General features: G+C 61.0%; 14 protein-coding genes. 2 read left to right on the top strand and 12 right to left on the bottom strand.

All coding sequences use genetic code 11. The features are described from left to right. The first annotated feature begins 259 nt into the window (after positions 1-259). Complete coding sequence (locus B9A19_RS05890) at positions 260-1,147, top strand: helix-turn-helix transcriptional regulator (protein ID WP_084089831.1); 888 nt, start codon at positions 260-262, stop codon at positions 1,145-1,147. 18 nt (positions 1,148-1,165) lie between these two features. On the opposite strand, the gene B9A19_RS05885 is transcribed toward B9A19_RS05890, so the two are convergent. Both B9A19_RS05885 and glmU read right to left on the bottom strand, forming a co-directional pair. Beyond that, entirely contained in the window at positions 1,166-2,068 is a 903-nt protein-coding gene (locus B9A19_RS05885; protein ID WP_084089829.1) for a 5'-nucleotidase, read from the bottom strand. Between the two features lie 3 nt (positions 2,069-2,071). Continuing rightward, on the bottom strand, positions 2,072-3,445 hold the full coding sequence (glmU, locus tag B9A19_RS05880; RefSeq protein ID WP_084089827.1) for a bifunctional UDP-N-acetylglucosamine diphosphorylase/glucosamine-1-phosphate N-acetyltransferase GlmU: 1,374 nt from the start codon (positions 3,443-3,445) through the stop codon (positions 2,072-2,074). A 374-nt stretch (positions 3,446-3,819) separates the two neighbouring features. Here glmU and B9A19_RS05875 point away from each other — a divergent pair, with 374 nt between their 5' ends. Beyond that, a complete protein-coding gene (locus B9A19_RS05875) occupies positions 3,820-5,187 on the top strand; it encodes an L-serine ammonia-lyase (protein WP_084089826.1) in 1,368 nt (455 codons plus the stop codon). A gap of 465 nt (positions 5,188-5,652) precedes the next feature. On the opposite strand, the gene B9A19_RS05870 is transcribed toward B9A19_RS05875, so the two are convergent. The 10 genes from B9A19_RS05870 to atpB form a co-directional block, all read right to left on the bottom strand. Further along, a complete protein-coding gene (locus B9A19_RS05870) occupies positions 5,653-6,099 on the bottom strand; it encodes a DUF3828 domain-containing protein (RefSeq protein WP_084089824.1) in 447 nt (148 codons plus the stop codon). Further along, positions 6,096-6,470, bottom strand: a complete 375-nt coding sequence (locus B9A19_RS05865) for a CHAP domain-containing protein (RefSeq protein ID WP_084089822.1) — start codon at positions 6,468-6,470, stop codon at positions 6,096-6,098. The genes B9A19_RS05870 and B9A19_RS05865 overlap by 4 nt, the downstream gene beginning before the upstream one ends. A 709-nt stretch (positions 6,471-7,179) precedes the next feature. Further along, entirely contained in the window at positions 7,180-7,602 is a 423-nt protein-coding gene (locus B9A19_RS05860) for a F0F1 ATP synthase subunit epsilon (RefSeq protein ID WP_245804282.1), read from the bottom strand. Positions 7,603-7,619: 17 nt separating this feature from the next. Further along, positions 7,620-8,999, bottom strand: a complete 1,380-nt coding sequence (gene atpD / locus B9A19_RS05855; RefSeq protein WP_084089819.1) for a F0F1 ATP synthase subunit beta — start codon at positions 8,997-8,999, stop codon at positions 7,620-7,622. 39 nt (positions 9,000-9,038) lie between these two features. Beyond that, a complete protein-coding gene (atpG, locus tag B9A19_RS05850; RefSeq protein WP_084089818.1) occupies positions 9,039-9,911 on the bottom strand; it encodes a F0F1 ATP synthase subunit gamma in 873 nt (290 codons plus the stop codon). 27 nt (positions 9,912-9,938) lie between these two features. Beyond that, entirely contained in the window at positions 9,939-11,480 is a 1,542-nt protein-coding gene (gene atpA / locus B9A19_RS05845) for a F0F1 ATP synthase subunit alpha (RefSeq protein ID WP_084089816.1), read from the bottom strand. A 9-nt stretch (positions 11,481-11,489) separates the two neighbouring features. Then, a complete protein-coding gene (locus tag B9A19_RS05840) occupies positions 11,490-12,026 on the bottom strand; it encodes a F0F1 ATP synthase subunit delta (protein ID WP_084089814.1) in 537 nt (178 codons plus the stop codon). A gap of 7 nt (positions 12,027-12,033) precedes the next feature. Beyond that, complete coding sequence (locus B9A19_RS05835; RefSeq protein WP_084089812.1) at positions 12,034-12,504, bottom strand: F0F1 ATP synthase subunit B; 471 nt, start codon at positions 12,502-12,504, stop codon at positions 12,034-12,036. Positions 12,505-12,539: 35 nt separating this feature from the next. Continuing rightward, on the bottom strand, positions 12,540-12,821 hold the full coding sequence (gene atpE, locus B9A19_RS05830; RefSeq protein WP_035054841.1) for a F0F1 ATP synthase subunit C: 282 nt from the start codon (positions 12,819-12,821) through the stop codon (positions 12,540-12,542). Positions 12,822-12,911: 90 nt separating this feature from the next. Continuing rightward, a complete protein-coding gene (gene atpB / locus B9A19_RS05825; protein ID WP_084089811.1) occupies positions 12,912-13,715 on the bottom strand; it encodes a F0F1 ATP synthase subunit A in 804 nt (267 codons plus the stop codon).

The following is a 13,715-nucleotide window of genomic DNA, read 5'->3' as shown; positions in this document are numbered from 1 at the left end:
GTATTGAGACCTGACGCGATCTGGCTGCGAGGGCCTGATCGGGGATCATGCGCTGCTCAAAATCCTCATGTACGCTAAGTACATTCCGGTTTCTGCGCTGCTCTTTACCCCGCTGAGGCCCCTCTCGCCGAGATCGTGGCTTGGGTCTGCGCCGGGGCTTTTTTGCCCCTTGGACTGACGCTGCGCCAAACTAGCCGATCGCCCGCTATTTAGGAATGTCCGCTTTGATTCTCGATTTGTCCTGATCTCATCTGATGCGATGAAATATCAACCCAACCGCCATCACGGCGTGGAATATCAGGAAGCGTTCGACATCGCGCCGGCCTCGCGCCAGCGCTATGTGGGCGCGCACGATTACGAGACGCTGTTCTACCGCAAGCTGGACGAGTTCGACGTGATCCTGGCCGGCGTGACCACCGCGCGCGAGTGCTTTGCCGTGCAGCGGCTGGGCGCACCGTTTCACACCGTATTGCTGTCGGCGCATGGCGAGGCCGAGGCGCTGGACGAGAACGGCTGGCAGACGATACGCCCGCATGATTTCGTGGTGCTGCCCAAGGGCGGGCTGCGTGGTTTCCGCCTGCATGGCGAGGTATGGCGCTTTGGCTGGTTCCTGCTGCGCGATACGCCGCGCTGGCATGCGCTCAACACCATGGGCAACGTGATTTATCCGGATCAACACACCGAGAGCATCTTCGACGCGCTCTCGCTGCTGTGCCGCGAGGTCGAGGCGGGCGGCGCGCACAACCCGTTTGCCACCGGCGCGCTGTCGCTCACCATGGGCATCTTGTCGCAATCGTTGGCCGCCGCGCTGGACAAGCCGCACATGGAGCGCCGGCTGCTGACCTTGTTCGACGCCGTGAAACAGGACTACAGCCGCGAATGGCGCGTGGACGAGCTGGCCGCGCGGCTGGGCGTCACGCCCGGTTACTTCCACAAGCTGTGCATCACCCATATGCGCATGGCGCCGTCGCAACTGTTGCTGAACCTGCGCATGGAAAAAGCGCTGCAACTGCTGATGAGCGGCGCCGGCAATGTCAGCGAAGTGGCAGCCCAACTGGGCTACCGCGAGGTGGCCAGTTTCTCGCGCCGTTTCCGCCGGCATTTCGGGCAGAACCCCAGCCAGGTGATGCAGCACGAGCCGGGGTGAGTGCCTGGCGCTCGCAGATCAACGGTTGGTCACCCCGTAATGCACCTGCCCGGTGGGGCCGACGCGTGCGCCCGATTCACAGTGGCCGGTCTGGTCGTCAAAAAAGAAATCCGGCTGGAATTCACGCAGGAAGGGGCCTTTTTCCAGCCCGCCAAGGAACATGGCCTCGTCCACCTCGATGTTCCAGCCCATCAAGGTGCGGATGGCGCGCTCGTGCGCCGGGGCGCTGCGGGCAGTGACCAGTGCGGTGCGGATTTTCATCGCCGGGTTGGCGGCGCTTTGCCGCTGCAGCCGGTGCAGTGCCTCCAGCAGCGGGCGGAATGGGCCGTCGGGCAGCGGCAGCGCGGCCTTGTCGTGTTCGTGCGCGTGGAAGGCCGGCAGGCCGTCGCGCTGGAACACCTGCTCGGCTTCATCCGAGAACAGCACCGCGTCGCCGTCGAAGGCGATGCGCACTTCGTCGGCGTGGGTTTCGGCCACCTGTACCGATTCGGGATAGACCCGAGCGGCCGGAAAACCGCGCTGTATGGCCTCGCGCACGTCGGCCTCGTTGGCCGACAGAAAGAGATTGGCCTTGAGCGGCGCCAGATAGTGATGCGCCGGGCGGCCACGCGTGAACACGCCGCGCTCCAGCTGCAGGCCGGCATGCTCGGCCGATTTGAACACGCGCAGCCCACTCATCGGGTCATTGCGTGACAGGATGACCACCTCGACCAGTTGCTCGCCGCCCTGGTTGAACGCCAGCAGCTTTTTCACCAGCGGATAGGCCACGCCGGGCTGGGCCGGCCGCTCCAGCAGCGACTGCTGCAGCGCCATGTAGGCAGTATCGTCGTTCTGCTCGAACACGCGGTTTTCCTGTTCGAAATCGAACAGCGCGCGCGAGCTGATTGCCACTACCAACTTGCCGTCTAGCGTGGCCGGCATGCTTCAGTCCTTTTTCTTGACCGGCCGTTGCCAGCCGTCGAGCGTGACCTGTTTGGCGCGCGCCAGCGTGAGCTTGCCGGCCGGCGCATCCTTGCTGATCACCGAGCCCGCACCGGTGGTGGCCTCTGTGCCGATGGTAACGGGCGCCACCAGCACGTTGTTGGAGCCGATGCGCACGCCGTCTTCGATCACGGTGCGGAATTTGTTCACGCCATCATAGTTGGCGGTGATGGTGCCAGCGCCGACATTCACGCCGCTGCCCATGGTGGTGTCGCCGATATACGTCAGGTGATTGACCTTGGAACCGGTGCCGATGGTGGATTTCTTTACTTCGACAAAATTGCCGATGTGCACGTCTGCCGCCAGCTCGGCGCCGGGGCGTAAGCGCGCATACGGGCCGATCAGCGCGCCGGGGCCAACTTGCGCGTCTTCCAGATGGCAGAACGGGTGGATGACCACGCCATCCGCAATCGTCACATCCTTCAGCACGCAGTTGGCACCGATCTGCACATTGTTGCCCAAGGCGACCTTGCCCTCGAACACGCAATTGACGTCGATCACCACATCCTTGCCGTGGCTCAGCGTGCCGCGCAAATCAAAGCGCGCCGGGTCGAGCAGGCCCACGCCAGCTGCCAGCAATGCATTGGCCTGCTCGCGCTGGTGGATGCGCTCCAGCACAGCCAGCTGCAGCTTGTTGTTGATGCCTTCGGCCTCCCAATGGTCTTTCGGGTGCACGGTGGCAACCGGCACGCCGTCGCGCACGGCCAGTGCGATCAGGTCGGTCGCGTAGTACTCGCCCTGCGCGTTGTCGTTTTTCAGCTCGCCCAGCCAGCCGGCCAGCCGCGCAGTCGGCAGCGCGAGGATGCCGGTGTTCATTTCGCGAATCGCCGCTTGTTCGGGCGTGCAGTCCTTCTGTTCGACGATGGCCTGCACCGCGCCGGCAGCATCACGCACGATGCGGCCATAGCCGGTGGCATCGTCGAGGATGTCGGTGAGGATGCCGAGCTTGCCGCCGGCACTGGCGTCCAGCAGCTGCTGCAGGGTGGCCAGGCGCGTCAGCGGTACATCGCCGTACAGCATCAGGGTGACATCGCCACCCACGTGCGGCATGGCCTGCGCCAGCGCGTGCCCGGTGCCCAGTTGCTGCGCCTGATGCGCCCAGGCCAGATCGGGCTGGCCGGCAAACGCCGCCTGCACCTGCTCGCCGCCGTGGCCGTGCACCACCACCAGTTTGCCGGCGCCGAGCTGGCGCGCGGTATCGAGCACATGGCCCAGCAGCGGCTTGCCGGCAATCGGGTGCAGCACCTTGGGCAGGCTGGAATACATGCGCTTGCCCTGACCGGCAGCGAGGACAACGACATTGAGCGTGGAGGACATGAGCTGACCGCAACAAAAGAGGAATGCGGGCATTGTAGCGAATGACGCGCTGCAGCAGTACGTGCAGCATCACGCGCAATCCCTGCCGCTGAGGGGCAATGGCGAGGCTCCCTCGCAGCGGCGCGGGCGGGGGTGTGGCATCAAGCAGCGTAGTGCCCGTGATTCGTTCATCACCGCAGGCAGGAGCCGGGCTTTGCCGGGGTCTTGATGCCGGTTCGCCGGCTAGCAGCGGTCAATGAAAAGCGGGCACTACAGGATGCTCCCGATCTGCGCGCACGCAAATTAAGCGTACACATCAATCATGACGCCACATTCGGCTGGCTTATCCGGCCTGCTGCGTGTGCCGGATCACAAGTCCGTCGGCGGGAGGCCGCATGCTCAGCGTATTCGATCTGTTCAAAATCGGCATCGGGCCGTCCAGCTCGCACACCGTCGGCCCCATGCTGGCCGCGCAGCGCTTTGCCGCCGGGCTGGCGCAGGCGGGCGTAATCGATCACGTCGCCAGGGTGCAGATCGAGCTGTATGGCTCTCTGGCCCTGACCGGGGCGGGCCACGGTACGGTGGAGGCGCTGCTGAACGGGCTGGAAGGCCAGCTGCCGCACAGCGTGGACCCGGCCACCATCCTGCCGCGCGCACGCGCGCTGATTGCCGGCGCCGATCTGTTGCTGGCCGGCACGCATGCGCTGCCGTTTGCCGCACGCAGCGATTGCCTGCTGCAGCGCCATCTGTTCCTGCCGCGCCACCCCAATGGCATGAAGTTTGCCGCCCACGCCGCCGATAGCAGTGTGCTGGCCAGCGACATCTATTACTCGGTCGGCGGCGGCTTCATCGTCAGCGATGCCGAGTTCGACCAGCCGCGCGCGGGCCGCAGCGAACCGCCGCTACCGTTCAACAACGCCGCCGAGCTGCTCGGCCATTGCCGCAGCCACCACCTGAGTATTGCGCAGGTGATGCTGGCCAACGAATGCCACTGGCAACCCGAGGCGGCGGTGCGCTCGCAACTGCTCGACATTGCCGCCGTGATGGCCGGCTGCGTGCGGCGCGGTTGCCGCAGCGAAGGCCAGCTGCCGGGGCCGTTCAAGGTACGCCGCCGCGCGCCGGGGCTGTACGCGCGCATGTATGAGCTCTTGGAAGCCGGCCGCAACGACGTGATGCTGTGGCCGCTGGTCTACGCGCTGGCGGTGTCGGAAGAGAACGCCAGCGGCGGCCGTGTGGTGACCGCGCCCACCAACGGCGCGGCCGGCATCGTGCCGGCAGTGCTGCAGTACTACTGCGATTTTGCACCGGACGCCAACGACAACGGCGTGGTCGACTTCCTGCTCACCGCTGCCGCCATCGGCATGCTGTACAAGCAAAATGCCTCGATCTCCGGCGCCGAAGTGGGCTGTCAGGGCGAAGTGGGCGTGGCCTGTTCGATGGCGGCCGGCGCCTATTGCGCAGTGCTGGGCGGCAGCCTGGCGCAAGTGGAAAACGCCGCCGAAATCGCCATGGAACACCACCTGGGCCTGACCTGCGACCCGGTCGGCGGCCTGGTGCAGGTGCCATGCATAGAGCGCAACGGCGTGGCGGCCGAAAAGGCGGTGAAGATCGCACAACTGGCGCTGCTGGAAAGCGGCGAGCATGTGGTTTCGCTCGATCAGGTGATCGCCACCATGTACCGCACCGGGCTGGATATGCAGCACAGCTACAAGGAAACGTCGCTGGCGGGGCTGGCAGTAACGATTGCGATGCCGGATTGTTGAGGTCGGTGGCACGCCGACCGGCGCGTTTTAATGCTGTTTGATGCAACGGCTGCGGTTGTTGGCTTCTGCCGTTGGGTGTTAGCGCCTTCGGCGCAGTATTTAGGGCGGGAGTGCGTCCCGCATGCCGCCTCCCTTTTCTTGTCCCGCCAAGAAAAGGAAGCAAAAGAATGCGGCCCTACTTCAGCGCCACTTGGCTACGCCAAGCGGTACCCTGCGCTGCGCGCCAATCCCGGCGGGTCGGTAACTCGGCCCTGCGGGCCTCAGACATCCCTCCCCTTCATCCGGGCCTGGCTGTGCTGCTCGGCGCTTCAGAAGGGATTTGGGCGGTTGGCCACCCGGCGTGCCAGAACAAAAAATCGCGGCTGCTCGTAGGGCGCAATAAGCAACGCGAATTGCGCCGCATGTGCTATCAGCACGGTTGCCGCTGCGAGGACTAGCCGCCGGGGCTATGGCGCCGAGTCAGGCCTATTTGGGTTGAGGTGCAACCACTTTGTCTATGCGCCAGCGACCTTTGGCATTAGTCAGAAAAACCTTTAGCCGCCATTTATCGACATTCCCAAGAGTGACGATGGCCGAAGCTCCTTGGTCCTTGATGGCGACATCCGTGACAGACACATGGGCCTGCCAGTCATCCATGACGTCCTGCGCCTTGGTGAAATAATCAACATCCAGAGCGCCCTTGGCATATTCCTTGGCAAGAACGGACATCCTTCGCTGAGAGACGTATTTCGCAAGATTGGCCCTGTCGCTGGCTATTGGTGCAACGCCATCATTCAGCCTGCCGAGGTACCAGGGATAGAAGGTGGTCAGCACAGTTTCCGGCCCCTGCCCCACCTGCTCGCTTGCGCAAGCAGTGAGCGCAAAGAAGAGCGCAAAAAGCAGGCCAAAGAGGGTTCTCACGGTGGTTTTCATTGCGCGGGGTATCGGTAGATTTCAAATGCCGGCATTTCTTTCCGGTATGTCTTGCCAGGATACAGACCGTGCAGCTGTTTGAAATCGGAAACCCATTGATGTCCATCATACATGGCCATATGCCCGGTTGGGTGACCGGTCGCGGGTTGAATAACGGCAACGTCCCCGGCCTCATAGGTGTCCTTAGCCGGCACTTGCACAAAACCGGCAGCGCCCAAGGCCAGCCCATAGTCCTTCGCGTAGTGCGTAGGCATCACATGGATGCCGCCAGCAAGAATTGCCCGCCTGACGAATGTTGCACAGTTACCAGTGCTCTTTGTCGCTGCATGCGAGTCCAGATGCTTTACTGCCTTGTCTATATCCCAAGCCATTTACTGACTTTGTCCCGTTCTGTTGTGAATCTCTTGTAATTTTACTAATGCAGTAAAAATTTTGTAGTGGTATTCGTCACAATTTAACCAGCAATAAGAAAGAAAGAAAGTCAACCGCCACAATCATTTCCGAACCGTCGAACCAGTGGGTGGAGGAGCCAACGAAGCTGGGGGCGACAGGGAGTGTTGAGGTTCAATTGATTCTGGACACCAACTAAGGTGATCTCGGCAACACATATCTGACCGGTACAAAGAAATACAAATGATCATCCGAGCTTGACCACTTGAATCGGCATGGCCCCCCCTTGCGGTAGCCATGGCACGAACGAATCAGTGAGCCGTCAGGGAGTTGCGTAGAGCCAAACTTCGTATCCCCACATTCTGGGCAAATCAGGTGCCCCGAAAATGCCAACTCTTCGGAAAGTTCAAGAGCACCGACCCTTCGAGCTGCCATAGCGACTCCAGCAATGGTTACATCAATCAACGTTAATTCTTCCCGCTGCACATGAACACCAAACGACCCCGCATATCGGGCGGGAAAGCAAGGCGCATTGCACCACATGCCAGGAACGCAGGGTAATTTCCTGCAAACGGTAAAGGTCAAACGAACTGGTGCCGCTGCGCTTGTTGCACCCGCCGCCACATCAGCCCCAAAAAAACAAAAGCAGCCCGAAGGCTGCTTCTGTTTTGTCGCTATGGGCAACAGGGCTTAGTGGCCGCGCTTCTTCAGCTTTTCCACCACGGCGAGTTTCGCCACGGCTTCCAGCAGTTCGGCTTGCGCCATCGCGAAGTCCATCGAACCAGTACGGTTCTTCAGGGCTTCTTCCGCCTTGGCCTTTGCTTCCTTGGCCTTGGCTTCGTCGATGTCGGCACCGCGAATCGCGGTATCGGCCAGCACGGTTACCACGTGCGGTTGCACTTCCAGCAGGCCGCCCGAAACGTAAAGGATTACGTCCGGATCGTTGCTATTGGCCGGCTTGATGCGCACTGCACCCGGACGAATCCGGCTGAGCAGCGGTGCGTGCCGCGGCAGGATGCCGATCTCGCCCTGGTCGGCAGGCGCCGAGATGAACTCGGCGGTGCCGGAGTAGATCAGCGCCTCGGCGCTTACCACGTCCACATGCATCGTCATGGCCATTCCCTATCCCCTTATTGCAAGGTCTTGGCTTTTTCGATCGCTTCTTCGATGCCGCCGACCATGTAGAAGGCCTGCTCCGGAAGGTGATCGTAATCGCCATTGAGAATGCCCTTGAAGCCCTTGAGGGTTTCCTTCAGCGGCACGTACTTGCCCGGCGAGCCGGTAAATACTTCTGCAACGTGGAACGGCTGCGACAGGAAACGCTGGATCTTACGCGCACGGGCCACGGACAGCTTGTCTTCAGGCGACAGTTCGTCCATACCCAGAATCGCGATGATGTCCTGCAGTTCCTTGTACTTTTGCAGTGTTTGCTGCACGCCACGAGCAACGGTGTAGTGCTCGTCGCCAACCACTTGCGGGTCCAGCTGACGCGAGGTCGAGTCGAGCGGGTCAACGGCCGGGTAGATACCCAGCGCGGCGATGTCACGCGACAGAACGACGGTTGCGTCCAAGTGGGCGAAGGTGGTCGCCGGGCTCGGGTCGGTCAAGTCATCCGCCGGCACGTATACGGCCTGGATCGAAGTGATCGAGCCGGTCTTGGTCGAAGTAATACGCTCTTGCAGGGCGCCCATTTCTTCGGCCAATGTCGGCTGGTAACCCACCGCGGACGGCATACGACCCAGCAGCGCGGACACTTCGGTACCGGCCAGGGTGTAACGGTAGATGTTGTCGACGAAGAACAGGATGTCACGGCCTTCGTCACGGAAGTGTTCCGCGATCGACAGGCCAGTCAGCGCAACGCGCAGACGGTTGCCCGGCGGCTCGTTCATCTGACCGTACACCATCGCTACCTTGTCGAGGACGTTGGAGTCCTTCATTTCGTGGTAGAAGTCGTTACCCTCACGAGTACGCTCACCCACGCCGGCAAACACGGACAGACCCGAGTGTGCCTTGGCGATGTTGTTGATCAGTTCCATCATGTTCACGGTCTTGCCCACACCGGCGCCGCCGAACAGACCAACCTTACCACCCTTGGCAAACGGGCAAACAAGGTCAATCACCTTGATACCGGTTTCCAGCAGGTCGACCGACTGGTTCAGTTCGTCGAACTTCGGGGCAGCCTGGTGAATGGCGCGACGGACTTCGGTTTGCACCGGGCCGGCTTCGTCAATCGGGTTGCCCAGCACGTCCATGATACGGCCGAGTGTTGCATTGCCGACCGGCACCGAAATCGGTGCGTGGGTATTGTTGACCAGCAGACCACGCTGCAGGCCATCAGTGGTGCCCATGGCAATCGAACGCACCACGCCGTCGCCGAGCTGTTGCTGGACTTCCAGCGTCAGATCGCGGTCGGCGAGCTTGAGTGCGTCATACACCTTGGGCAGGTTGTCGCGCGGAAATTCCACGTCGACCACCGGGCCAATGATTTGTACGATTTTCCCTTGGCTCATCTTAGGGTTCCTAATCAGTAAATTCGGGTTGGCGATCTGTTAAACCGCTGCAGCGCCCGCGCAGATTTCCGAAAGTTCTTTCGTAATCGCTGCCTGACGCGTCTTGTTGTACAGCAGTTGCAGATTGCCGATCACCTTGTCGGCGTTATCGGTTGCTGCCTTCATGGCCACCATGCGCGCTGCCTGTTCGGACGCGATGTTTTCCGCCACCGCCTGGTAAACCAGGGCTTCGAGGTAGCGACCCATCAGGTCGTCGATGACGGACTTGGCGTCCGGCTCGAACAGGTATTCCCAGTTGTATTCGTGCGACTGGGGCTTGGCGACGGCCTCGCTTGCCAGTGGCAACAACTGTTCCAGCACGGGTTCCTGCTTCATGGTGTTGACGAACTTGGTGTACACCAGGTGCACTTCGTCCACTTCGCCGGCCGTGAACGCGTCGACCATGACCTTGATGGGCCCGATCAACTGTTCGAGGTGCGGCGTGTCGCCAAGACCTGTCGCGTGCGACAGGACCTTGGCGCCATTGCGTGCCATGAAACCAAAACCCTTGTTGCCGATGGCGGTGACTGCAGTTTCCACACCGTTCTGGTCCCAGCCCTTCATCTTGTTCAGCGCCAGACGCAGCACGTTGGTGTTCAAGCCACCGCACAAGCCTTTGTCCGACGTGACAACGATGATGCCAACCCGTTTCACGGTGTCGCGACCGATGAGGAAAGGATGCTGGTAGTCCACCAGCGCCTGGGCCAGGTGCGCGGTCACCTTACGGATTTTTTCACCGTAGGGACGAGCCGCGCGCATGCGGTCCTGGGCCTTGCGCATTTTGGACGTTGCAACCATTTCCATGGCGCGGGTGATCTTCTGCGTGTTTTTGACGCTCTTGATCTTGGTCCGGATCTCTTTGCCGCCTGCCATGATTCGTTTCCTTTATCCGGTTCCGAATCAGTAGGCGTTGCCGGCCTTGAACGCGTCCACAGCCTTCAGGATGGTGGCTTCGTCTTCAGCAGCAAGGTCACCCTTGGCATCAACGCGGGCCAGCACATCGGCGTGGTTCGCCTTCAGGTCAGCAAGGAAAGCGGCTTCGAATGCCAGCGCGCGGTCAACCTTGACGTCGTCGTACTTGCCCTTGCCGATCAGCAGCAGGGTCACGGCGAGTTCGGCAACCTTCAGCGGGCTGTACTGGGCCTGCTTCATCAGCTCGGTCACCAGCTTGCCGCGTTCCAGCTGCTTGCGGGTGGCTTCGTCCAGGTCGGAAGCGAACTGCGCGAACGCAGCCAGTTCACGATACTGGGCGAGGGCCAGACGCACACCGCCGCCCAGCTTCTTGACGACCTTGGTCTGTGCAGCACCACCAACGCGCGATACCGAGATACCGGCGTTCATGGCCGGACGGATACCGGCGTTGAACAGGTCGGTTTCCAGGAAGATCTGGCCGTCGGTAATCGAGATCACGTTGGTCGGAACGAAGGCGGATACGTCACCGGCTTGCGTTTCGATGATCGGCAGCGCGGTCAGCGAGCCGGTCTTGCCGGTCACTTCGCCGTTGGTCAGCTTGCTGACTTCATCGGCGTTGATACGCGCAGCACGTTCCAGCAGACGCGAGTGCAGATAGAACACGTCACCCGGGTAAGCTTCACGGCCCGGCGGGCGACGCAGCAGCAGCGAGATCTGGCGATAAGCCACAGCTTGCTTGGACAGATCGTCATAAACGATCAGTGCGTCTTCACCGCGGTCGCGGAAGTATTCGCCCATGGTGCAACCGGAGTACGCAGCAATGTATTGCAGCGCAGCCGATTCGGATGCAGCAGCGGCCACCACGATGGTGTGGGCCAGTGCGCCGTGCTCTTCGAGCTTGCGAACCACGTTGGCGATCGAGGAAGCCTTCTGGCCAATGGCGACATAGATACATGTCACGCCAGTGCCCTTCTGGTTGATGATCGCGTCCAGCGCAACGGCAGTCTTGCCGGTCTGGCGGTCACCAATGATCAGCTCACGCTGGCCACGGCCAACCGGCACCATGGTGTCGATCGACTTGATACCGGTTTGCAGCGGCTGCGATACCGATTCACGCGCGATCACGCCCGGGGCGATCTTTTCGATCGGGCTGCTCTTGCTGGTGCCCAGCGGGCCCTTGCCGTCGATCGGCTGACCCAGCGCGTTCACCACGCGGCCAACCAGTTCCGGGCCGACCGGCACTTCGAGGATGCGGCCGGTACACTTGACTTCGTCGCCTTCGGAGATGTGGGTGTATTCACCCATCACCACGGCACCGATGGAGTCACGCTCGAGGTTGAGCGCCAGACCAAAGGTATTACCCGGGAACTCCAGCATTTCGCCCTGCATCACATCGGACAAGCCGTGGATGCGAACGATACCGTCGGTCACCGAAACCACGGTACCAGTGGTACGTGTTTCAGCGGCAGTCGACAGGTTCTGGATCCGGGCTTTAATCAGTTCACTGATTTCAGACGGATTGAGTTGCATTAAAATCTCCTAGCTCTTCAGGCTCGTCGCGAGCGCTGCCAGCTTGCCTTGCACGGATGCGTCGATCACCAGGTCACCGACCGTCACCTTGACGCCACCGATGAGTTCCGGATTGACCGTGACTTCCGCTGCAACCTTGCGGTTGAGTTGGGCAGACAGCGTGCTCGCCAGCGTATTCTTCTGGGCGTCGTCCAGCGGGAAGGCCGATTCGATCACGGCCTCAACCTCGCCTTCCTCGGCGGCTTTCAGGGTTTCAAACAGTTCGGAAACACCTGCGAGCGCTGCGAAGCGCCCGTTTTCCAGCACTACGGCGATGAAGTTCTTCACTTCTTCGCTGACATTGCCACCCAGCAGGTCGACCAGCAGTTGCTGAACCTGAGATGCGGAATACTTCGGATTGGCCACCACGTCCAGGGCGGTCTGATCCTGCGCGAGCAGGGACAGATTCGTCAGCACTTCGGACCACTGGCCCAGAGTGCCCGACGCTTTCGCCAGACGGAAAACAGCCTCGGCATAAGGTCTTGCGACGGTGATGAGTTCTGCCATGACTGTTTTACAGTTCCGCTTTGATGGATGCCAACAGATCGGCGTGCTTTGCAGCGTCGATCTCGCGCTTCAGGATCTTGGTCGCGCCATCAACCGCCAGCTGGCCGACCTGCTGACGCAGGGCTTCCTTGGCGTGTTGTACCTGGCTGTCGATCTCGGCCTGAGCGCCTTTGACCAGCCGCTCACCTTCTTCCTTGGCCGTGCTCTTCGCTTCTTCAACGAGTTGCGACGCGCGCTTCTCGGCTTGGGCAATGATTTCGGCCGCATGTTGCTTGGCTTCGCGCAGCTTGTCGGCGGAGGCCTTCTCAGCATTGGCCAAGTCTTGCTTGGCGCGGTCTGCTGCAGAGAGGCCGTCGGCGATACGACGAGCGCGTTCTTCCATCATGCCGGTCAGCGGAGGCCACACGAACTTCATCGTGAACAGCACCAGAGCCACGAACGTGATCATCTGGCCGATCAGGGACGAATTGAATTCCATGTGTTATTCCTCCTGGAAAGGGTTCGAAAGCAGGCTTAGTGAGCCGCTGCCAGAACCGCGCCCAGGAACGGGTTGTTGAAGGTGTACAGCATGGCAACACCAACGCCGATCATCGAGATGGCGTCGAGCAGACCGGCGATGATGAACAGCTTGGTTTGCAGAACCGGGATCATTTCCGGTTGACGAGCCGACGACTCCAGGAACTTGCCGCCCAGGATTGCGAAGCCCAGAGCAGTACCGATAGCAGCCAGACCGATGATGATCGCAGCAGCGATGACGGTGAAGCTTTGTACGGAAGCGATTTCAGCAACAGCCATTTCTAACTCCTAAAAGGAAGGTTGAGGTTGGTATAAAAAAGGGGAGAAATACACGTGCCAGACAGGCGTGGCCTGCCCGGCGCGATTCTTTTAGTGATCTTCTACCGCGAGGCTCAGGTAAACGATCGTCAGCATCATGAACACGAAGGCTTGCAGCGTCACCACCAGGATGTGGAAGATCGCCCACGGCGTGCCCAGCACCCAGTTGATCCACCACGGCAGCAGCGCAATCAGGATGAAAATCAGCTCGCCGGCATACATGTTGCCGAACAGACGCAGCGCGAGCGAAATCGGCTTGGCAGCGAGTTCGATCAGCTGGAAGGCGAAGTTGACCGGCAGCAGGATGATGACCATCGGCAGGCTTTCGGCGTGGAACGGCGCGGTGAACAGCTCCTTGATGTAGCCGATCGGGCCCTTGGCGGAGATCGAGAAGCCGATGATCAGCAGCATCACCGACAGCGACAGCGCGAAGGTCTGGTTCACGTCGGCAGTCGGTACCACGCGCAGGTAGACGTGTTCCGGCTCCATGCCGAAACCGTAGTGGCCGATCGCCTGGGCGATCATCGGCAGCAGGTCAACCGGCAGGAAGTCCATCGCGTTCATCAGGAACACCCAGCAGAAGATGGTCAGCGACAGCGGGCCGATCACCTTGGACTTGGCGTGGAAAGCATCCTTGATCTGGGCGTCGACCATTTCGACGATCAGCTCGACGAAATTCTGCAGCTTGCCCGGTACACCGCTGGTGGCCTTGCGGGCAACCAGTGCAAAGGTGCCTGCGAACAGGAACCCAAGGATCAGCGAGATCCAGAAGGTGTCGAGGTGGAAGCCACTTGCCGTATGGTTAAACGTCAGGTGATGCTGGATATATTCTGTTGCGCTATGTTCTGCAGCCAT

This window comes from Andreprevotia lacus DSM 23236, assembly GCF_900176275.1.
In the GTDB taxonomy this organism is placed as follows: Bacteria; Pseudomonadota; Gammaproteobacteria; order Burkholderiales; family Chitinibacteraceae; genus Andreprevotia; species Andreprevotia lacus.
This window is presented reverse-complemented; position numbering and strand designations above follow the sequence as displayed.

Bases quoted from the DNA above. Each gene is read 5' to 3' on its own strand.
- B9A19_RS05890 (WP_084089831.1), top strand. From the start codon at position 260: ATGAAATATCAACCCAACCGCCATCACGGCGTGGAATATCAGGAAGCG.
- B9A19_RS05885 (WP_084089829.1), bottom strand. From the start codon at position 2,068: ATGCCGGCCACGCTAGACGGCAAGTTGGTAGTGGCAATCAGCTCGCGC.
- glmU (WP_084089827.1), bottom strand. From the start codon at position 3,445: ATGTCCTCCACGCTCAATGTCGTTGTCCTCGCTGCCGGTCAGGGCAAG.
- B9A19_RS05875 (WP_084089826.1), top strand. From the start codon at position 3,820: ATGCTCAGCGTATTCGATCTGTTCAAAATCGGCATCGGGCCGTCCAGC.
- B9A19_RS05870 (WP_084089824.1), bottom strand. From the start codon at position 6,099: ATGAAAACCACCGTGAGAACCCTCTTTGGCCTGCTTTTTGCGCTCTTC.
- B9A19_RS05865 (WP_084089822.1), bottom strand. From the start codon at position 6,470: ATGGCTTGGGATATAGACAAGGCAGTAAAGCATCTGGACTCGCATGCA.
- B9A19_RS05860 (WP_245804282.1), bottom strand. From the start codon at position 7,602: ATGACGATGCATGTGGACGTGGTAAGCGCCGAGGCGCTGATCTACTCC.
- atpD (WP_084089819.1), bottom strand. From the start codon at position 8,999: ATGAGCCAAGGGAAAATCGTACAAATCATTGGCCCGGTGGTCGACGTG.
- atpG (WP_084089818.1), bottom strand. From the start codon at position 9,911: ATGGCAGGCGGCAAAGAGATCCGGACCAAGATCAAGAGCGTCAAAAAC.
- atpA (WP_084089816.1), bottom strand. From the start codon at position 11,480: ATGCAACTCAATCCGTCTGAAATCAGTGAACTGATTAAAGCCCGGATC.
- B9A19_RS05840 (WP_084089814.1), bottom strand. From the start codon at position 12,026: ATGGCAGAACTCATCACCGTCGCAAGACCTTATGCCGAGGCTGTTTTC.
- B9A19_RS05835 (WP_084089812.1), bottom strand. From the start codon at position 12,504: ATGGAATTCAATTCGTCCCTGATCGGCCAGATGATCACGTTCGTGGCT.
- atpE (WP_035054841.1), bottom strand. From the start codon at position 12,821: ATGGCTGTTGCTGAAATCGCTTCCGTACAAAGCTTCACCGTCATCGCT.
- atpB (WP_084089811.1), bottom strand. From the start codon at position 13,715: ATGGCTGCAGAACATAGCGCAACAGAATATATCCAGCATCACCTGACG.